At 62.3% G+C, this 19,582-nt stretch carries 20 protein-coding genes; 9 read left to right on the top strand and 11 right to left on the bottom strand.

Annotated elements, in window-relative coordinates:
* The first annotated feature begins 51 nt into the window (after positions 1-51).
* Genes HMPREF2967_RS07270 through HMPREF2967_RS07245 form a run of 6 tightly spaced genes read left to right on the top strand, consistent with a single transcriptional unit; the run spans position 52 to position 5,320 of the window.
* On the top strand, positions 52-540 hold the full coding sequence (locus tag HMPREF2967_RS07270; protein WP_070685796.1) for an NUDIX domain-containing protein: 489 nt from the start codon (positions 52-54) through the stop codon (positions 538-540).
* A gap of 39 nt (positions 541-579) precedes the next feature.
* Positions 580-1,512 carry an ABC transporter ATP-binding protein gene (locus HMPREF2967_RS07265; protein ID WP_070685794.1) on the top strand — a complete coding sequence of 311 codons (933 nt, stop codon included), beginning with the start codon at positions 580-582 and terminating at the stop codon, positions 1,510-1,512.
* Between the two features lie 5 nt (positions 1,513-1,517).
* The gene (locus HMPREF2967_RS07260) at positions 1,518-2,282 is read left to right on the top strand and encodes an ABC transporter permease (protein ID WP_070522625.1); all 765 of its coding nucleotides are present in this window, start codon (positions 1,518-1,520) and stop codon (positions 2,280-2,282) included.
* On the top strand, positions 2,279-3,454 hold the full coding sequence (locus tag HMPREF2967_RS07255) for a multidrug effflux MFS transporter (RefSeq protein WP_070564181.1): 1,176 nt from the start codon (positions 2,279-2,281) through the stop codon (positions 3,452-3,454). The genes HMPREF2967_RS07260 and HMPREF2967_RS07255 overlap by 4 nt, the downstream gene beginning before the upstream one ends.
* A 34-nt stretch (positions 3,455-3,488) precedes the next feature.
* Entirely contained in the window at positions 3,489-4,856 is a 1,368-nt protein-coding gene (locus tag HMPREF2967_RS07250) for an AAA family ATPase (RefSeq protein ID WP_158014692.1), read from the top strand.
* Positions 4,856-5,320 (top strand): hypothetical protein, encoded by a 465-nt coding sequence (locus tag HMPREF2967_RS07245; RefSeq protein WP_070564178.1) that lies wholly within the window; start codon positions 4,856-4,858, stop codon positions 5,318-5,320. Before HMPREF2967_RS07250 ends, HMPREF2967_RS07245 begins: the two co-directional genes overlap by 1 nt.
* A gap of 101 nt (positions 5,321-5,421) precedes the next feature.
* Here HMPREF2967_RS07245 and cls read toward each other — a convergent pair whose 3' ends face one another.
* Genes cls through HMPREF2967_RS07225 form a run of 4 tightly spaced genes read right to left on the bottom strand, consistent with a single transcriptional unit; the run spans position 5,422 to position 9,319 of the window.
* Positions 5,422-6,885 carry a cardiolipin synthase gene (gene cls / locus HMPREF2967_RS07240; RefSeq protein ID WP_070564175.1) on the bottom strand — a complete coding sequence of 488 codons (1,464 nt, stop codon included), beginning with the start codon at positions 6,883-6,885 and terminating at the stop codon, positions 5,422-5,424.
* Between the two features lie 6 nt (positions 6,886-6,891).
* A complete protein-coding gene (locus HMPREF2967_RS07235; protein WP_070562440.1) occupies positions 6,892-7,701 on the bottom strand; it encodes an exodeoxyribonuclease III in 810 nt (269 codons plus the stop codon).
* Positions 7,702-7,706: 5 nt separating this feature from the next.
* On the bottom strand, positions 7,707-8,705 hold the full coding sequence (locus HMPREF2967_RS07230) for an N-acetylglutamate synthase, CG3035 family (RefSeq protein ID WP_070562437.1): 999 nt from the start codon (positions 8,703-8,705) through the stop codon (positions 7,707-7,709).
* Positions 8,705-9,319 (bottom strand): peptide deformylase, encoded by a 615-nt coding sequence (locus HMPREF2967_RS07225; protein ID WP_070562492.1) that lies wholly within the window; start codon positions 9,317-9,319, stop codon positions 8,705-8,707. The genes HMPREF2967_RS07230 and HMPREF2967_RS07225 overlap by 1 nt, the downstream gene beginning before the upstream one ends.
* A 16-nt stretch (positions 9,320-9,335) precedes the next feature.
* Here HMPREF2967_RS07225 and HMPREF2967_RS07220 point away from each other — a divergent pair, with 16 nt between their 5' ends.
* Genes HMPREF2967_RS07220 through HMPREF2967_RS07210 form a run of 3 tightly spaced genes read left to right on the top strand, consistent with a single transcriptional unit; the run spans position 9,336 to position 11,551 of the window.
* Positions 9,336-9,590, top strand: a complete 255-nt coding sequence (locus HMPREF2967_RS07220) for a DUF3263 domain-containing protein (protein ID WP_070522640.1) — start codon at positions 9,336-9,338, stop codon at positions 9,588-9,590.
* Positions 9,591-9,616: 26 nt separating this feature from the next.
* Positions 9,617-10,366 carry a LytR C-terminal domain-containing protein gene (locus HMPREF2967_RS07215; protein WP_070562489.1) on the top strand — a complete coding sequence of 250 codons (750 nt, stop codon included), beginning with the start codon at positions 9,617-9,619 and terminating at the stop codon, positions 10,364-10,366.
* Positions 10,367-10,414: 48 nt separating this feature from the next.
* The gene (locus HMPREF2967_RS07210) at positions 10,415-11,551 is read left to right on the top strand and encodes a glutamate--cysteine ligase (RefSeq protein WP_070562434.1); all 1,137 of its coding nucleotides are present in this window, start codon (positions 10,415-10,417) and stop codon (positions 11,549-11,551) included.
* A gap of 165 nt (positions 11,552-11,716) precedes the next feature.
* Here HMPREF2967_RS07210 and HMPREF2967_RS07205 read toward each other — a convergent pair whose 3' ends face one another.
* The 7 genes from HMPREF2967_RS07205 to HMPREF2967_RS07175 all read right to left on the bottom strand — a co-directional run bounded on the left by HMPREF2967_RS07205 (position 11,717) and on the right by HMPREF2967_RS07175 (position 19,397).
* Complete coding sequence (locus HMPREF2967_RS07205) at positions 11,717-12,940, bottom strand: glycosyltransferase 87 family protein (RefSeq protein WP_070685791.1); 1,224 nt, start codon at positions 12,938-12,940, stop codon at positions 11,717-11,719.
* Positions 12,941-13,028: 88 nt separating this feature from the next.
* On the bottom strand, positions 13,029-13,409 hold the full coding sequence (locus HMPREF2967_RS07200; RefSeq protein WP_070685789.1) for a monovalent cation/H(+) antiporter subunit G: 381 nt from the start codon (positions 13,407-13,409) through the stop codon (positions 13,029-13,031).
* Positions 13,406-13,678 carry a monovalent cation/H+ antiporter complex subunit F gene (locus HMPREF2967_RS07195; RefSeq protein WP_010188770.1) on the bottom strand — a complete coding sequence of 91 codons (273 nt, stop codon included), beginning with the start codon at positions 13,676-13,678 and terminating at the stop codon, positions 13,406-13,408. Before HMPREF2967_RS07195 ends, HMPREF2967_RS07200 begins: the two co-directional genes overlap by 4 nt.
* A complete protein-coding gene (locus HMPREF2967_RS07190; protein ID WP_070685787.1) occupies positions 13,678-14,196 on the bottom strand; it encodes a Na+/H+ antiporter subunit E in 519 nt (172 codons plus the stop codon). Before HMPREF2967_RS07190 ends, HMPREF2967_RS07195 begins: the two co-directional genes overlap by 1 nt.
* The gene (locus HMPREF2967_RS07185) at positions 14,193-15,989 is read right to left on the bottom strand and encodes a Na+/H+ antiporter subunit D (protein ID WP_070685785.1); all 1,797 of its coding nucleotides are present in this window, start codon (positions 15,987-15,989) and stop codon (positions 14,193-14,195) included. The genes HMPREF2967_RS07190 and HMPREF2967_RS07185 overlap by 4 nt, the downstream gene beginning before the upstream one ends.
* On the bottom strand, positions 15,982-16,482 hold the full coding sequence (locus HMPREF2967_RS07180; protein ID WP_070522657.1) for a Na(+)/H(+) antiporter subunit C: 501 nt from the start codon (positions 16,480-16,482) through the stop codon (positions 15,982-15,984). The genes HMPREF2967_RS07185 and HMPREF2967_RS07180 overlap by 8 nt, the downstream gene beginning before the upstream one ends.
* Entirely contained in the window at positions 16,482-19,397 is a 2,916-nt protein-coding gene (locus tag HMPREF2967_RS07175; protein WP_070685783.1) for a Na+/H+ antiporter subunit A, read from the bottom strand. Before HMPREF2967_RS07175 ends, HMPREF2967_RS07180 begins: the two co-directional genes overlap by 1 nt.
* Between the last annotated feature and the right edge of the window lie 185 nt (positions 19,398-19,582).

Raw genomic sequence — 19,582 nt, 5'->3', positions numbered from 1 at the left:
GATGATTTGGGGCAGGGTGGCGCGGGCTGCTTCTGACGTATCGTGGAAGGCATGTGTACACGCGTAAACCCAGAACTCTCCGGTGATGGCTGGTCTAAGGGGCCGGGCGGGGTGCCGGTATGGGGCAAGTTTGGAGCTGCTGGCCTTTTCTTGGTGGCGGGGGATGAGGTATTGCTCCAGCACCGCGCCACGTGGACGAATAATGGCGGGACCTGGGGAATCCCGGGCGGGGCGAGGGATAAGCCGGAGTCCCCGGAGCAGGCAGCGCTGAGGGAGACGGCGGAGGAAACCGGAATCTCGGCCTCGGACATCGAGGTGCTGGATGCGCTGGTCACCTCCGGGCCTTTCGAGGAAGGCTGGACCTATACCACGGTGTTGGCGCGGACTGTCTCGGGCCAGCGGCTGGAGACGACCGCCAATGCGGAATCCGCCGAGCTGCGCTGGGTTCCGTTTAACCAGGTAGAAGAGCTAGAGCTCTTGGCTCCCTTCCGGGAAGCGCTGCCGCGTCTGCTGGAGCGCTGGGAGGAAATCAGCAGCTGATACAGGCGCGCGGCGGGAACCTGTGGCACGCTGTAGGGCATGATTGAAGTAGCCGGACTGACCAAACAGTACAAGTCTGTCCGCGCCGTCGATGACCTCACCTTCCAGGTGAAGCCGGGACAAGTGACCGGCTTTCTGGGACCAAACGGCGCTGGAAAATCAACGACGATGCGCATGATCCTGGGCTTGGACAAGCCCACCGCTGGCACTGCTCTGGTGCACGGCAAGCCCTACCGCGAGCTGAAGAACCCGCTGCGCGAGGTGGGCGCGCTTCTCGACGCCAAAGCCGTCCACGCCAACCGCACCGCCGCCAACCACCTGACGTGGATGGCGCAGGCTAATGGCATTCCTACTTCCCGCGTCGACGAGGTGCTGGGTCTTGTGGGCTTGGCCGATGTTGCGGGCAAGAAGGCCGGCGGCTTCTCCCTCGGTATGGGCCAGCGCCTCGGTTTAGCGGCCGCCCTGTTGGGGGATCCGGGCGTGCTGATCCTGGATGAGCCGGTCAACGGCCTAGACCCGGAAGGTATTCGCTGGGTGCGCTCGCTCGTGCGGGCGCTGGCCGCGGAGGGCCGCACGGTGCTCATCTCCTCCCACCTGCTGGCGGAGATGGCGCAAACCGCGGACCATCTCGTGGTGATTGGCCGCGGCAGGCTCTTGGCTAATCAGCGCACCTATGACTTTGTCAAGGAAAACTCCAGTGCCTCGGTTATCGTGCGCTCGGAGCACTTGCGCGAGTTCGGCTCGGCGCTGAAGGAGGCCGGCATCACGTATAGCGAGTCGGTCGATGAGGAGCAGCGCCGCACCTTGGTTATTCCGAACCAAACCACGGATTACGTGGGTCAGCTGGCTTATTCCACGGGTGTGCCGCTGACGGAATTGACGCTCCACCGCGCCTCGCTGGAAGAGGCCTACGTGACTATGACGGAACGCGCGGTGCAGTACCAGGCGGCGGCACCGAAGGAAGGGGTATAGCGCTAATGTTTTTCAACACTGTGCATGCGGAGTGGACGAAGCTGCGCACGACGAAGTCCTTCTGGTGGACCACGGCCCTCATCATTCTCATCGTGACCGGATGGACGCTGCTGAACTCGCTGAACGCGGGCGAGGCGGTGTTGGGCATTAGCCCGCTGCAGGAGCGGGCCTTGGCCTCCATCCTCTTGCTCATGGGCATGCCGATCATAATGATCCAGGGCGCGATGGTGGTGACCACGGAATACCGCTATAAGACGCAATCCTTGACCTTCATGACCAACCCGAAGCGCTGGACAGTGGCCTGTGCCAAGCTGCTGCTCTACGGCGTGATCGCGGCCATCATTGCTTTCTTGAGCCTGGTGTACATCTTCGTGTTGGCGGATATGACGACCAACGAATCGGCGGCGGAGGCTTTCCAGCCCTTTGCCAGCGAGGACGGCAAGTACATGCTGTGGTCCTTCCCTCTCGCGGCCTTCGGCGTGGTTGCCTTCGTGCAGGGCCTGGGCATGCTGTTGCGGCAGACCGCCGGCACGGTGGCGATTTCCCTCATCTTGTACTTGGGGTTGGAAAACATCGTGCGTGTGCTGCCGACGGTGGGCGATAAGGCCATTCACTTCATGCCCTTTACTGCCTTCCAGAACTGGGCGGTGAACTATGTAGATGAGAACGCGCCGTGGTCATCGGTAGGATTTGAGGCCCTCGTCTTCTTCGGTTGGGCCGCGGTGCTGTGGATTTTCGGCGTCATTGTGCTGGAGCAGCGCGACGCGTGATTCCTTTTCCACTCCTGGCTACATTGGCGCTGTTGTCCGCAACAGCGCCTTTTGCCACTGATATGTACTTGCCGGTGATGCCGGAGATCCTCGCCGATCTGGGCACCACCCGGGCGATGGTCCAGCTGACCATCTCAGGCTTCTTCATCGGCATGGGCGTGGGACAGCTGGTGATGGGCCCGCTTTCCGACGCCATCGGGCGCAAACGCCTCCTCATCGCCGGTGCCTGCCTCGCGCTAGTGGCCTCCGTGTTGGCGGCGCTGGCTCCGACCGCCACCGTGCTCGTGGCCGCCCGCGTGCTGCAGGGCCTCGGCGGCGGCGCGTGCGTGGTACTGGCCCGCGCGGTGGTACCTGACCTCGTGCACGGCGCGGCTGCCGCGAAGGCGTATTCGCTGCTCATGGCGCTGCAGGGCATCGCGCCGGCGGTGGCCCCAGTGCTCGGCGGTGTTCTGGCGGAGCCGCTGGGCTGGCGCGGCATCTTTTGGGTGCTCGCCGGGCTGCATGCGGTGCAGTTGGTGCTGGCGATTGCCATCGTTCCGGAAACCGCGGGTGGGCGCTCCCGCGCCGGGCTGTTCCGCACGGTGGCGGGCAACTACTGGGCGGTCCTGACCAATGCCCGGGTGTGGGGCTACCTGGTGACCATGGCCTTCGGTTTCTGCTCGATGTTCTGCTACATCGCGGCCTCGGCCTTCGTGGTGCAAGACCAGTGGGGCTTTTCGCCGCTGGGCTATTCGCTGGTTTTCGGCATCAACTCCGTGGGCCTCTTTATGGCCACGCTGGTGAATTCGCGGGCGATGGATTCGGTCTCCCCGGCGGTCATGCTGCGCATCGGTGTTTGCGGCGTTCTTGCGTGTGGGGTGCTCTTGCTGCTGTCGGTGCTGTTCGGCGCCCCGGTGTGGGTGTGCCTCGTCGTGCTCTTTGCGTGTGTGGCGCCGACCGGCTTCATCATGGGCAACGCCACCGCGCTGGCGACGGGCCTCATGCGCCCGCGCGCGGGCAGCGTCTCCGCGATTATGGGCTTTGGCCAGTCCTTGCTAGCCAGCGCCATCAGCCCGCTCATGGGATGGGGCTCAAATGCGGCGCTGACGATGGCCATCGGCATGGTGTGCTGCAGCTTCATCTCGCTGTGCGGCCTTGTGGCGTCCACGCGGCTGGCCCGCGGCGCTGCGTGAAGTTCAACAGATGTGCACAACGCATAGAGCGTTAATGCGTATTATTGGCCGCATGGCTACCCCACGTCTCGCCGAGCTTCGCCTGAGCAAGTTCAAGTCTTTCCATGATGCTGTATTGACTCTGCATCCAGTCACCTTTCTGACTGGCTTAAACAGTTCCGGAAAGTCGAATGCTTTGGATGGGCTGGAGGTTTTGTCCCGCTTGGCATCGGGGGCAGAACTAGGAGACGCACTTGATGGGCGCATGACCCAAACCGGCCCAATCCGAGGTGGCTCTCGTGGTTGCGCCCCGCATGGTACCGAGAGCTTTGAACTGGGCTGTACCGTTGAATCTGGGAGAGATACGTACCGCTATGACGTCGAGGTTCAGGTGTATCCGGAGTTGCGTGTTGTCAAAGAAAGCCTCATCGGTACCGGATATTCCGTAAAGAGCGGCACCCGCACTAGCGATGCAGAGTTGTTTAAGACCCAGCCGGCAGCAGACAACCGAGCTGGGATCTACACGTTAATTTTTAGCGGAAAGCGTGGGGCAAACCCCACCACACTTCTGCGTGATTCTCGCCTTATTTTGGGACAGATTAAGGCGGTGCTAGCGGGAAAGAACCGTGCGGAGAATTCGGTGTTGAAAGGGGCGTCGATTGTGTCCATGGCGCTTCGATCAGTGTTTCACCTCGATCCAGTCCCCAGCCTTATGCGGGATTACGTCCCAAGGAAGAGCACGCAGCTGAAGCGTAGCGGTGAGAACCTCTCGGCGGTGCTGTGGCAGCTGCAAAAGGATTCCCCCAAGACTTTCCAAGAGTTAGGACAGCTGGCCGCTTATGTGACTGGAGTGGATTCCACACTGGACTTCATTGACTCCCCGTTGGACGAAGTCATGCTAACCCTCGTGGAACACTTCGAGGATGGAAAGCAGGAAAGAACGCCTGCTCGTGAAATGAGTGATGGCCTCCTCCGGTTCCTCGCAATTGCAACGGCGCTCAAAACAGCGCCCAAGGACTTGGATATCGAGCAGCCTCTTGAACTTGGTGATGACGTAGAGAACCCAGTAGCTCAAATTGTCGTCGAAGAAATGGAAAACGGGCTTCACCCTTCGCAGGCACAAAGAGTTATGCAGATGCTTAGCGAATCCGCACGCAAACATGACTCGCAGGTTCTTGTCACGACCCACAGTCCTGCCATCTTGGACCAAATTTCTGGCGAGAAGAATAGTCAGGTAGCAGTGTGCTACCGGGATAGCGGAACCGGGCAAAGCGAGCTCTCGCCTTTGGTGGAGTTACCGGATTTTGTGGAATCCATTTCCAAGCACAGCTTGGGTGCTGCGGTCACCGCTGGTGAATTAGTCGATGACACCGAAACGCAGACTAGTTTCGAGAACATGAATCGACTCTTTGGGATCAGCTGATGCGCGTTTACTTCATCGATACCTCTGTGTTGGATAACCTGCTTGCGATTCCTCACAAATGCCAAGCTAAGGAGCAATCCAAGATCGATTTTGCGGAACGCCAAAGCGAGAACGCGAAGTTCATCCTGCCGATTACCGCGGTAATTGAAACCGGAAATCACATTGCGCAGCTTCCGCAGGGCGACGTGAGACGCAATATTGCGGAAAAATTTTCCCAGATGCTCGAGTTGACCGCCCATCAACAATCCCCATGGATCCTGCATGACTTTCAGTGGAACAAGGAGTTCATCACCGAGCTCGTCTCACGACATCGTGCGGGTCTATCAATGGTGGATATGATGACTCAGCAGATTGGTGGCGGCGATCTTTGTATTCTGACTGAGCGCGAGTTGTATAAGCGCGCTACCGGAATTACCGCAGAAGTGTGGACGTACGATGCCGCTCTGAGTGCATATTCTGGGTAGTAAACGTCCTAACGTTGGTGAGGCAGTGCGAGCTCTTGCCATCCATCAGAGATGGTTCTAGTCAGCCCTACCGCAGCAAGGTGCGGGCCCACATGTGCTTGTTACTGCAGGGCGGAGGTCAGGCGCATGACGTTGTCCACGTAGCGGCGCAGCAGGCCGCGCTCGTTCCACTCCTCGAGGGTGAGCTCGTGGCAGACCTTCTTGTAATTCCTGGCCAGCTGGGTGAAATCCTCGATGAGGTCTCCCTTGGCCACCAGCATCGTTGATTCATAGTTGAGGCCGAAGGAACGCATGTCCATGTTGGAGGAACCAAACATGCACAGTGGGTCGCGCTCCGGAAGATTCGGGTCCGCCAGGATGAACTTGGAGTGCAGCACGAAGGGCTCGGGGAATTGGAAGATCCGCACGCCAGCCTCCAAAAGTGCTTGGTAGTAGGAGGACTGCGCGTGGTTGACCATGAACTGGTCCGCCTTCGCTGAAACCAAGAGCTCCACCTCGACGTCGCGGTAGCACGCGGTGGTGACCGCTTCCAAGAGGGACTCGTCCGGAATGAAGTAGGGCGAGCAAAGGATGAGCTTCTCCTTCGCGTGGTGCACCACCGAGTTGAACATGCGCAGGTTAGGTTCCGTGGTGTAGCCGGGACCAGAGGGGACCAACTGGAGGTGGTTGGAGTCCGCCGTCATAGCGTCGTCATAGGGCTGCATGTCCAAGGACAGCTGTTCCTCCGATTCCAGGTACCAATCCACCGCGAACACCGAGGCCAAGGACGTCACCACAGGGCCGGTCATCTCGACCATGTAGTCGATCCATGCGCGGTCCTTCGTCTTGTATTCGCGCTTGATCATGTTCATCGAGCCCAAGAAACCCGTGTGGCCGTCAATGACCACGATCTTGCGGTGATTGCGCAGGTCCGGGCGGCGGAAGCGGCCCTTGTGCAGCTGCAGCGGAAGCATGAGCCGCCAATCGACGTCAATCTCGGTAAGGCGCTTGCCCAGCGTGAAGTAACCCTTGTATTTCAGGCTGCCAATCTGATCCAGCAGCAGCTTGACCTCCACGCCGCGCTGGCGGGCGCGCGCGAGGGATTGGAAGAAGACATCGGTCACCTCATCCCAGGACTGGATGTAGATTTCAATGAGCACGTATTTCTCAGCGCGGTCCACCGCACGGGCCATGGCCAGGATGGCCTCCTCATAGGAAGCGTGCAAGCCCTTGTTATGCCCAATCAGAGCCGGGTGCCCGGTGAGGTTGCGGTTGAGCTGGATGAGGGATTCCACCTCCGGGGAGAGGCGCCCGGAGGGGTGGTTGGGGGTGGAGGCGGTGACGTCGTTAAGCAGTGCGTTGGCCTCTTGCTGGATGCGGTGGCGCCGGCGGTTGATATAGGGCGAGCCCATGAGCAAGAACAGGGGCAGGCCTACGATAGGCAGCACCAGAATGGCCAGCAGCCAAGCGGTGGAGCTAGACGGGCGGCGGCCTTCGGGGACCACGCCGATGGCGATGATTTTGATGCCGTAGTCAATGATCAGCAGCACAAGCTGCCAGACGGAGAGATCGATGTTGAGGTTCATGGCAGGCTAGCGCACCGATGCGAAATCGGGGACATCGAAATCTGCGATCAGTGGCACGTGGTCGGAGGTCTTGTCGCCGGCGCGCTCAACCATATCCACCTGGGCACCTTGGACCAGGTGTGCAAGCGGCTCGCTGGCCAGCTGGAAATCGATGCGCATGCCCTCGTTCTTTTGGAAGCGCAAGGACTTGTAATCAAAGTAGGTCCAGCGGTCTTCCTCGGTGAAGCGGCGTGTGACCTCCTCAAGCCCGGCCTCCTCCAACATCTGGAAGGCCGCGCGCTCCGGTTCGGTGACGTGTGTTTTGCCGCGGAAGAGGGACATATCCCAGACGTCCTCATCGCGCGGAGCAATGTTGAAGTCACCCGTGAGCAAGAGTTTCGACTGCGCGCGGGTCTCCACATAGCGTGCCAGCGCGTAGAGGAAGTCCAGCTTGTAGTCGAAGTGGCGGTCCGTGATCTCGCGTCCGTTGGGAACGTAGAGGGACCAGATCTCAATCCCGCGGATGCGGGCCGATACCGCCCGGGCCTCGCGCGCTTGCTCCTTGGCGGTGTCCTTGTGGAACCCCGGCTGACCGGGGAAGAAGGTCTGGACCTTCTCCGGCTCCTCCTTAGACACAATGGCCACGCCATTCCACTGGTTCAGCCCGTGGCAGGTGACGTGGTAGCCGGCCTCCTCAAAAGGCTCACGGGGGAACTTTGCATCCGCCACCTTGGTTTCTTGCAGGCAAAGCACGTCGATGTCGTGCTTTGCCAGAAGATCCACCGCGCGCTGCGGGCGGGTGCGAACGGAGTTGATGTTCCACGAAGCTATGCGCATGTAGTTTAGGGTACTTGAGGCAGGCGGCGGGCGTAACGGTGGCGGTGCTGCTCTAAGAAGCCGAGCTTCTCATAGAGCCGAATGCCTGCCGTATTGTGCGCTACGACCTGCAGGTAGGCCTTCTCCGCGCCCTGTGCCTTGCCCCAGGCCAGCATGTGCGCGCCCAGCGCGGTGCCCAGGCCCTTGCGGCGCCAGCCTTCGGCCACCTCCACGGCGGAGTAACCCAGCCACACGGTGCCGTCCCCGGATTCGGTGAGCGTGCCGCGCGTAATAGCGATAGTTTCGCCCGCAGGGGAGAGGAGACGTCCGAAGCCCATCGTGCCCTCGATGTGGCTGCGTAGGTACTCCAGTGCCAGCGGTGGCAGAGCTTGGCCGCGGAAGTGGTAGAGGTTGAGCCACTCGGAATCGGGCTGCTCATCGATGGCGAAGTGGACGTCGGAAAGCACGGGCAGCTCATCCAGGTCTCGGACCATCACCAGGATTTCCGGTTCGAGCTCCCACGCTTCGGGCTGCGCCGCCACGAGCTTCTCAGCAGACTTGCCGATGCGCTCCGGGATGGCCAAGCACACCGGAAGATCGTGGCGCGCATAGTAGGCTTCAATCTCATCGAAAGGCACCGGCAGGAAACCCGCAGAAGGTCCCAGCGGCACCGCCGAATTGGAGCGGCCCGTCACGCCATCGCCCGCGCGCATGAGCCACTGGCCATCGGAGGTCCACGTGTGCTCCTTGCCCGGGAAGGCGGCTGCGGTGGCCACCTCCACGGCGCGGATATCGGAATTGCGCACCGTGCGCGGGGAGAGGCGCTTAATAATCTTGAGCTGCTCCGGCGGAATCTCTACTGCGTCGAGTGAAGACGGGTAGCCGCCCACCTCCTGTGGACGGATGACCAGCGGATCTACGCTGAGCACGTGGCCGATGACATCGCTGTGCACGCCGCCGAAATCGCGCCGGGCCACCACGCGCTCGCCCACCTGGACGGCATCGGAGCGGAAGATGCGGGACATTAGTCCTCGTGCCCGAAGGGGTCTTCGTCCTCGCCCGGCAGCCAGGTAAGCCCGGCTTCGGTCCAGCCGTTGCGCTTAATGGCCTTCTTGGCCTGGCGCTTGTAGCGGCCGGTAAGCACGTCGGTGTAAACGAAGCCGTCGAGGTGGCCGGTTTCGTGCTGCAGCATGCGCGCGAAGAAGCCATAGCCCTCGATGGAGATGTCCTCGCCCTTTTCATTCTTGCCGGTCACGCGGGCCCAGTCGGCGCGGCCGGTGGGGAAGCCCTCGCCCGGAACGGAGAGGCAGCCTTCGTCTTCGGAGCCGTCGTCAGCCGGCATGGTTTCCGGAATCTCGGAGGTCTCCAGCACCGGGTTGATCACGCAGCCGCGCCGCATGCCGCCTTCGGGAAGCTCGGTGCCATCTGGCCCGTCGGTGTCGGGGCAGTGGTAGACAAAGAGGCGCTTGTTCACGCCGATCTGGTTTGCGGCTAGACCGACCCCGTGCGCGGCATCCATGGTTTCGTGCATGTCTGCGATGAGCTCCTGCAGCTCGGGGGAGTCGATGGGCTCGGTGACCGGATCGGTGGGGTTGTGGAGGACCGGGTCGCCGTGGATAACGATGGGACGAATAGTCATGGAATACAGTTTAAGCATGCATTCCCTGTCAGACCTAGACGCCGCGATTTTGGAGTTCGAGTCCCACGCCCCGCGCGATATCGGCGCGAAGGAGGAGGCCATCCGCACGCAGCTGGACATTACTCCGGTGCGCTATCACCAGCGCCTCAATGTGCTGCTCGACAACCCCGCCGCGCACGCCTCCTACCCGCTGCTGGTCACCCGTTTGCGCCGGCTTCGCGACGCCCGCGAGGACATCCGGCGCGCCGCACGCGACAATGCGCCGGACTAGGGCCCACAGATACTAGAGTGACCAATGTGACTAATGTGAATCCGGAAAACTCTGCCTCGTCCGCTGACCGCGCGCGCCACGCCGCCGAGTCCGACTCGGCCGCCGCCCCGGCCTCCGCTAGCAAGCTCCCGCTGCGTGGTGTCGCTATGGTGCTCATCGCCGTGGCCGTCATGCTCGGCATGTGGGCTCTCTACGCCATGACCTCGGATAGCTCCGAGGACACCGCCCAGGACGCGCCCGCCAACGACGCCGCCGTGTCCGGACCCGCCACCGGTGGCGCCGAGGGCGACGCCCATACCGGCGGCGCTGCGGGCGAAGCCGACAAGAATAAGGACGCCGACGAGAACGAGCGCCCGGCTGATGCCGACGCTGACTCGGAGAACGCTGCTGAGGCCGGCGCTGAGCATGGTGAGAACGCCGAGGCCGGTGCACCCGCAGGCAATGCCGATCGCCCGCAGGCGGAGATCCCCGTCAACGTTTACAACAACTCCGGCCGCGTCAACTACGCCGCCGATGAGGCTGAGCGCCTCAAGCGCGAAAAGTTTAAGGTCGCCGAGGTAGGAAACATCAGCGATGAGGTCCTCGTCGCACCGAAGACCACCATCTTCTTCCCGCAGGGTGATGCCGCGGCCGAGAACCTGGCCAAGGAAGTCGCCGCCCAGTACTACGGCGGCAACGTTCCGGCGGAAGCCATCGCGCCGTACCCGGCCGAGCTGACCGGGGATTACACCAAGGGCGATGCCGTCGTCGTGGTCCTCGCCGTTCCCCAAGCCTAGGGAATAAAAACTTATTAAATTCACCCTGTTGGTGGATAGGATGAATGGGTGAATATTCCGGAAGAGAACTTCGCCCGTTCGCCCGAGCCCACGCTGGGTGTCGAGTGGGAAGTTGCCCTCGTTGACCCCGTGACCTGGGATCTCGTGCCGCGCGGCGCCGAGCTTATCGACGTTGTCCGCGCCTCCCACCCCTCCGTGCACCTGGAAAAGGAATTCCTCCAAAACACGGTGGAGCTGGTAACCGGGGTGTGCCGGACGGTGCCGGAGGCGATGGGGGACCTTCGGGCGTCGCTCAGCGCAGTGCGTGAGGCGGCCGATTCCATGGACGTGCGCCTGTGGGCCTCGGGTGGGCACCCCTTCACGGACTTCCGGAAGAACCCCGTCTCCGCGAAGGAGAGCTATTCCGAAATCATCAACCGCACCCAGTACTGGGGCCAGCAGATGCTGCTGTGGGGCACGCACGTGCACGTCGGCATCAGCCACGAGGAACGCGTGTGGCCCATCATTAATGCGCTGATGACGAAGTACCCTCACCTGCTGGCCATCTCCGCGTGCTCGCCGGGGTGGGAAGGGCTCGATACCGGCTATGCCTCCAACCGCACGATGCTCTACCAACAGCTGCCCACTGCGGGCATGCCCTACCAGTTTGAGAACTGGGAGCAGTGGAAATCCTACATGCGGGACCAGGCGATTTCGGGTGTCATCAACCACACGGGATCGATGCACTTTGATGTTCGCCCGGCCTCCAAGTGGGGCACGGTGGAGGTGCGCATTTCCGACGCCGCCTCCAACCTTCGCGAGCTCTCCGCCATCGTGGCGCTGACGCACTGCCTGGTGGTGCACTATGACCGCATGATCGACGCGGGCGAGAAGCTGCCGACTCTCCAGCCGTGGCACGTGGCGGAGAATAAGTGGCGCGGTGCGCGCTATGGCATGGACGCGCTGGTCATCACCTCGCGCGAGACCGATGAGCGCTGGATCAAAGACGAGCTGGCGGATCTCTTGGTGGAGCTGGCCCCGTTGTCCGAGGAGCTGGGCTGTGCCCGGGAGCTGCAGCTGGTGCAGGAAATCATCGATTCCGGGGCGGGCTATGAGCGCCAGCGCCGCCTGTACGAGGAGACCGGCAGCTGGCAGAAGGTGGTCAAGGCCACCGCGGATGAGATGGAGCAGCTCTTGCCGCTCTAGCCTGAGTACCGAACGATCAATCAAGGCCCGGAAACTGATGGTTTTCCGGGCCTTACTTGATCGAAACGTCCTTTTGGGAAGCTGCCTCGCCTCGACGAGGACGTTTCGATCAAATAGTGCGCTAAAACGGGCGGGTTTTGCCCCCTTATTTGATCGAAACGTCCCCTAGCTCTCCGCCACCGCGCGCTTGCGCGGCGCGACGAAGCCCCACACCGCGTAGACGGCGATGAAGGCAACGCAGGACAGCGTCCACAGCGAGGTCGCCCACGGCTGGAAGGACTCGATCGCATCGAGGTTGGCCGTGGACATGGTGAACCACACTGGCACCGACATAAACGGCAGCGACACCACGAACAGTGCCGCCACGGAGGCGAGGCCGGCGAGTTGCTCGCCGAACTTACCGGACAGGCGCGCGCTGAGCGCCTGGTTGACCGATACGAAGACCATGACCACGAAGGGGATGGTCCACACGAAGTGGTGGTACCACGAGAAGGGGGAGACCAAGCAGGTGCTCAGGCCCGTCAACGCGAAAGCCGCCGAGCGGTTGCCGCGCAGGTATGCGGTGCGAAGCGCCAGGCAGGTAAGCGCAAAGACCACGATGACCGCCAGCAGCCACCAGATGCCGCCGTCGACGCCTAGAACGCGGTACATGAGCGAGCGCAGCGACTTCGCGCCGGGGTTGGCGTGCTCGCCCACGCGGGAGGAGTTGAACATGGCGTCGGTCCAAAAATCCATTGCATCGGGCACGAAGAGGAAACCGAGCACGACGGTCACCAGGAAGGTAATGACCGCCCCCGCGGCGGCCCACCAGCGCTTCTCAAAGAGCAAAGCCAACCCCATATAAGCCGGGGTCAGCTTGATTCCCGCGGCCAAGCCAATACCCACGCCCGGCAGGCGGCGCTTAATCGGCAGGAAATCTAGGGCCACGAGCAGCATCAAGAATACGTTGACCTGCCCGTAGTACAGCGAGCCGTGCATCGCCTCATTCGCCGGGGTCAGGGCGGTGAGCAGCACCGCTACCAGGACGGCCGCCGGGGTCACCTTCATGCCCCGCTCACGGAAGATCATGATGATGATCGCCAACACCGCCAGGAACATGAGCGAGGGCCACATAAAGGTCAGCGCACCCTTGCTGAAGAAGGGCAAAACCTTGAACAGCAAACCCGCAAAGGGCGGGTACGTGAAGGGAAACTCGAAGATATAGGGGGCGTCGTAAAGCAGGCCGCCCGCGTTGAGGTCTTCGCCCGCCATGCGGTAGATGGAGAGGTCGAAGGGGAGGATATTGATGAAGGCATGGGGCCCATCGAACTGGCTGAACTTGTACGCCATCACGGCGATGCACAGCGCGAGGACAGCGCATATCGTTGGTACGCCTTGCAGCTTCTTCACGTCGACTCTCCTCGGATGACCACCAATTATTGCCTTTTGCAGCTTATATTAATTCCCCTTCATTTCCTGGGAGAAGGCGCCCGTGTCCCTACTTTCGGCGCATGGAGCGCGCGGCAGGGGCCTCATTGCGCAGCATTGACTCCGGCGGGCCGTACAGGCCCTCACGGCGGGCGATACGCGTGGTTCTTTGTGCAGTCACCGGGCTGGTGATCATGGCGAAAAGGACAAGCAGCACCAGGATGCCCAAGTCGCCGCGCTCAGCCACGCTGAAGCTCTCCGAGCCCGTCACCTTGATGATTGCGCCCACAATGGTGAAGATGAGCCCGGTGGTTTGGGGTTTGGCTATGGCGTGCACGCGCGCCATCGTGTCCTTAAAACGTGCCACTCCAATCGCGGCCGCCAAGGTGAGTATCGAGCCAAGGAGGATGAGGATGATGGAGAGGATATCGGCAACTACTGCGTAACTCATGAGTCCCTCTTCCTAAAGCGAGTAACGGAGACCGTCGAGATGAACCCGAGGAGCGCCACCACCAACATCGCGTTGGAGACCGTCGTGTCCAGCGTCCAACAGATGTAGGTGGCCAGGGCGCATTGGAACATGGCCACGAGCCCGTCCATGGCGATGAGCCGGTCAAGCGAGTTGGGCCCGATGACGATGCGCCACGTGGTGATGAGGAAGGCCACCACGAGGAAGCCCGCGGCCACGGTGAGCAGGATGTTATACACGTCAGTATCCATCAGGGGTGGCTCCTTTCGAAGATGGCAATCATATCGGCCTCCAGCTTGCGCACCGCCGCGATCTCACGCTCTAGGTGAGCTTCAGAATCGGCGTCGAGCAGATGGATGGTGAGCATGCGGTTCGCAATGTCGATATCGGACACGGTGCCGCCCGGCTGCAGGTTGTACAGGCTGACCGCCAGCGCCAGAACGAACTCATTCTCCAAGCGCATCGGGAGCCTGACGATCGCCGTCTTGGGCACCTCCTGCGGGCGCACCGCCAGCCAGCCCACTTTGATAGAAGCTTCCATCAGCTCCACAAACCACTGCACCATAAAGATGAAAAGTTTGCCCCAGCTCACCGAAATCCCCGCCACGGGCATCGCCGGCAGCGGCAGCGCGAAGACGATAAACAGGCTGGCTATCAGCCCGCCCACCAGGTTCGCCACGGTGACTTCACCCATGAGCATGCACCACATGACGATGATCCACACCATGAACCACGGGCGGAAACGGTGCTTAATTCCGGAGAATCTCATCGGGACACCTCCTCTTCTTCCTTATCCACGGAGGTGGGCAATGTGGGCGTGGCGCTTGGCGACGTCCTCGTTGTCGGCGCCACCGGCTCCGGATCCGGGAGGGGCTCGCTGCGGTTCTTCCGCGAATCGGCGCCCTCCTCGTAGCGTTCGGCGGGGTCCAAGTGCCGCGTTGGGTCCTCGGCGGAATCTCCCAGTACCGCGTAGCGGTAAATGGAGTCATCCTGCGCGGACGTCGCCGCGCGGGTGGTGACACCGGAGATCGGGCCGGCGAGGAAGGTCATCGATACCGAGGCGATGACGAGCAGGGACGTGGAGGCCAGCATGCCGAAGGGCACGCGACCGACATCGGCGCGCTCCTCCAATTCGACATACTCGGTGACCTCCCCGAGCGGGGAGGGCCGCGCCATGGCGAGGTTGCCTTCGGGGGCATCCCTGCGGTCACGCAGGAAGCCCTTGGTCCACACGAGGATCATGACGTAAAGGGTCAGCAGTGAGGTGACCACCGCGCCGCCGATGAGCACCCACGACATCCAGGAACCCTCGTTCGCGCCGGCCTGGATCAGCATGATCTTGCCCAGGAAGCCGGAGAAGGGCGGGATGCCGCCCAAGTTCATGGCCGGGATGAAGTACAAAATGGCGATGAGCGGTGCGGAATAAATCAGCGAGCCCAAGCGCCGCAGCGAGGATGTGCCGGCTTGGCGCTCGATAAGTCCTACAACCAGGAAAAGCGCGGTCTGCACCAGAATGTGGTGTACGGCGTAGAAGATGGCGCCCGACAAACCCTGCGCGGTACCGAGGGCAACGCCGAAGACCATGTAGCCGATGTGGCTGACCAGGGTGAAGGACAGCAAGCGCTTGATATCCGATTGCGCGATGGCGCCCAAGATACCCACGAGCATCGTGGCCAGTGCGACCCACATGAGCAGGCCGTCGAGCCCGCCGCCGGTGAAGATGGAGGTACGCGCGCGGATGATGGCGTAGACGCCGACCTTGGTGAGCAGGCCCGCGAAGACCGCGGTGACGAGCGAAGGCGCGGTGGGGTAGGAGTCCGGCAACCAGGCATCGAGAGGGAAGATGGCCGCCTTGATGCCGAAGGCGATGAGCAACACGGAGAAGACCGCGGAGCGGGTACCGGCCGGGATGTCCTCCATCCGGAGGCCGATCTGGGCCATGTTCATCGTGCCCACCGCGGCGTACACATAGGCCAAGGCCAGCACGAAGATGAGCGAGGAAGCCATGGAGACCATGACGTAGCCCACGCCCGCCCGCACGCGCGCAGGCGATGCGCCGAGGGTCAACAGCACGTAGGAAGACACGAGGAAGATCTCGAAGCCTACGTAGAGGTTGAACAAGTCACCGGCCAGGAAGGACACGTTCACGCCCATGGTCAGCAACATGTAGTTAGGCAGGAATACCGCCACCGGTTCGTCCTTGGTGCCATCGCGCACGCCCTGCGAGATGGCGTACCACATGACGGAGAACAGGACGACGGAGGAGGTAAAGAGCATGACCGTGGACAAACGGTCCGCCACGAGCGTGATGCCCACCGGGGCGTCCCAGCCGCCCACCTGGAGGGTCTGGATGCCGGTGGTATCCGCGATGAAGATCAGTGCGGCGTTGACCGCGGCCAGCGTGAGCAGGGAGAAGAAGGCGATGCGACGTTGCGCATGGGCATTGCGCGCAAAGAGCATCGCCAGCGCGGCGGCCAAAGCCGGGATGATGATCGGCAGGGGGATCAGGTAGCTGATATACGGCAGCAACAGATCCACCAGGGGCGAGATGGTCTCACTCATCGGTGGCCTCCTTCACGGGAGCCTCGAAGAACTCGGGGCCAAACTTATCGCCTTCCTTGGTGTTGCGGCCGGTGGTCGGGTCATTGGAAGCATCGTGATCCGGGGCAGCCGAGGCGTTGCCTGGGCGCGAGGCCATCGCCGCGATGGCGGTGTCCTCGGTGTCGTCCTCAATCACGTCCGCGGTGCGGTAACGGTACTGGCGGTAGGCCAAGGTGAGAATGAAGCCGGTCAGCGCCATCGAAATGACGATGGCCGTGAGGATCATCGCCTGAGCCAGCGGATCGGCGATTTCCTCGCCATAGGGCAGGGAAGTCCGGCCGTCGATTGGCGGCGAGCCAGCCTTACCGCCGGCCATGAGCATGAAGAGGTTCGCACCATTGCCCAGCATCAAGATGCCGAGCAGCATCTTGGTCATGGCGCGGTCTAGCAACAAGTACACCCCGGCGCCGCAGAGTACGCCCGCAGCGAGTAGGAGCATGAGGTTGGCATCCATTAGGCGCGTCCTTTCTCTGCAGTGGCAGTGGTTTCTTTCTCGTTCGCCCGGCGTGCCAGGGAGCGGGCGCGGTCGCGGGCGCGTTGCTTACGTATCTCTTCTTCCTCATCGAGCTTGGCGCCCAAGGAGGACAGGACGTAGAGCGTGAGGCCGACGACGATGAGGTAGACGCCGGCGTCGAAAATCAGCGCCGAAGGCAGGGATACATCACCGATGAGTGGCACCCCGACCTTCGTGTACCCGGTGGTCAGCGGCGGGTAGCCCAAGAGCATCGGGGTGATGACTGCGCTGAGGGAGAGCAGCAAGCCGACCGCCATGGTGCGGCCGCCGTCGAGAGGCAGCGCCTCATCGAGCTCCGCGCGCCCGCCGGCCAGGTAGCGCAGAATCAGCGCCAAGGCCGCCACGAGGCCGCCGGCAAAACCGCCGCCGGGGGCGTTGTGGCCGCCGAAGAAGAAGTACAGGGAGAGCACCATCATCGAGGGGAAGAGGATGTGGGTGCTCACGTCCACCATGAGCGAGCGGTTGAGCGCCTTCTCTGATTCCACGCCCGCGGCCAGCCAGCGGCGGCCGGTGACCTGCAAGGTCGGGCGGCGGGAGGAGCGGGTGAAACTCTGCGTGCGGTAGATCAGCGAGGCGATACCCGTCGCCGCGATGATGAGCACCGTGATTTCGCCGAAGGTATCCCACGCGCGCAGGTCCACGAGCAAGACGTTGACCGTGTTGGCACCGTGGCCGATCTCCTTGGCCAATTCCGGCATGTACTGCGAGATGGGTTCCTCGCGCCGGGCGTTGATGGCGAACATGCCCACCACGGTGACGGCCAGGCCCACGCCCACCGCCAGCCACGCGCGCAGGCGGCCGGATTTGGGGTTCTGCTTCCACTCGGTATTCGCCGGCATGCGGCGCAGCACGAGCATGAAGAGCACCATAATGATGGTCTCCACGAGGAGCTGCGTCAGCGCCAAGTCCGGCGCGCCGTGAAGCGCAAAGATGAAGGACAAGGCGTAGCCCGTCGCGCCCACCAGGATGACGCCGGAGAGGCGGTTATCCAGCACCGTGGCGGCGATGGCGGCGATGATGATGACCACCGCTGCGATGGCCTGCCAGGGGTTCTCGGCCACGATCATGTGCACGTTGGTGAGGTCGCCGCGGATGAGCATGACGATGGGCAGCACCATGAGGGTGGCAAAGATGACCGTGAGGTTGAACTGCAGCGAACCGCGCTGCGTGGAAGCGGTGATGCGCAGGGAGAGTTGGCGCAGGGCGTTGATGACGGCGTCGTAGGAGTCATCGGCCGAGCCCAAGGCCGGGTAGGTGAACTGGGCCTTCGTGAGGGCTTGGCGCTGCCAGTGCAGGAGAGAACCGGCGACGATGATGACCACGGAGAGCAGCAACGGGATGGTGAAGCCATGCCATAGCGCTAGTTCGGACGCGTGCTTCGCGCCAAAGGTGTTGTCCAGGTGCTGCGTGATGCCGTGGGACAAAGGCAGCGGCAGCAGACCAAAGAAGATGGTCAGCAGAGTCAGCACCGTCGGCGGGATCCACAGGAAGGGGCCGATGTGGTGCATATTCGCTACCGCTTCAGAGGGCTCCTCCTGCCCCTTCGAGGAGAACGCGCCCCAGAGGAAGCGCAGCGCATAGGCCATGGTCAGCGCGGAGCCGACGACGACCGTCACGAGCAGCATGTTGCGCGGCATGCCGACTAAGAGCTCCTCGTGCATGATCGCCTCGAGCGTGGCCTCCTTGGACACGAAGCCCAGCAGCGGCGGGATACCGGCCATCGACATCGCGGGGAGGATGGCCAGGATGTATAGCGCGGGTTTCTTCTTGCCCAGGCCTGCCAGCTTGTCGATGTCCCTCGTGCCCGCCGAGTGGTCGATGGCGCCGACGATCATGAAGAGTGCTGCTTTGAAGAGGGAGTGCGCGAAGGTCAGCGCCAGTCCTGCCTGCATGGCCTCGCGGGAGCCGATGGCGATGATGGCGGTGATAAAGCCCAGCTGCGAGACGGTACCGTAGGCCAGAACCAGCTTCAGGTCGCGCTGCTTGAGCGCCATCCAGCCACCGAGCAACATGGTGAAAGCGCCAAGGGGGATGACCACGAGGTGCCAGGTAGAAATGTCATGCACCGAGGGGGCAAGGCGCGCGACGAGGTAGATGCCGGCCTTCACCATCGCCGCGGAGTGCAGGTAGGCCGAGACTGGGGTCGGCGCGGCCATGGCGCCGGGCAGCCAGAAGTGGGCCGGGGCGATGGCGGACTTGGAGAGCGCACCGCAGAGAATCAGCACGATGGCCACAGTGAGGAAGGGCGTGTTGGCCAGGTCCTCGGTGGCGGCGATACCGCTTAAAGACCACGCGCCGGTCTGGCGGCCGAGGAGGGTGATACCCACCAACATGGCGAGGCCGCCCAGAACGGTCACCATGAGGGCCTGCTGCGCTGATCGACGCGACGAGGCACGCTCGCCGTAGTAGCTCACCAAGAGGAAAGACAGCAGGGAGGTGATTTCCCAGAAGACGTAGAGCAGCAGGAAACTATCGGAAATGACCAAGCCATACATGGCCGTGGCAAAGCCCACCATCTGGCTACCGAAGAGGGCAAGGCGGCGCCGGGAGTGGTCGAAATAACCCCAGCAATACAGCAAGACCAGCGCGCCCACACCCAAAATGATGAGGCTGAACAGCGCGGAAAGCGCGTCCATGCGCAGGTTAATCGTTAGGTGCGCGGCGGGCATCCAGTCGAGGTCATACGCCAGCTGGTTGCCGTCGCGCAGCGTTCCAGTGGTGAGCTGTTGGAGCACCCAAAAGAAGCCCACCGCGGGCACGACGGCAAGGAGGCCGAAGGCGCGGCGGCCGAGATAGAAAAGGAGGAATGGAGCGACGATGGTAGTAAGTACCAAGGCGCTGAAGAGAGTGAGCACGAGGTTGCGGTGGCGTCCTTTCCTTGTCGGGGACTGGGCAAACCCCACCGCAGCGGCGGGCGTTCACTAGTGCTCACGATACAGTCTGAAATCCCAATTTTCAGATTTTCGTTTCATACAGTTATGCCTGTGTCTCCTGTTGGCGTTCCGCCATGTCGCCACCAACGCATCCAGGAGTAAGCGAG

The organism is Corynebacterium sp. HMSC059E07 (assembly GCF_001814395.1).
Taxonomy (GTDB): domain Bacteria; phylum Actinomycetota; class Actinomycetes; order Mycobacteriales; family Mycobacteriaceae; genus Corynebacterium; species Corynebacterium hesseae.
Note: the sequence above shows the minus strand (reverse complement) of the source record. Positions and strands in the feature narration are given on the sequence as shown.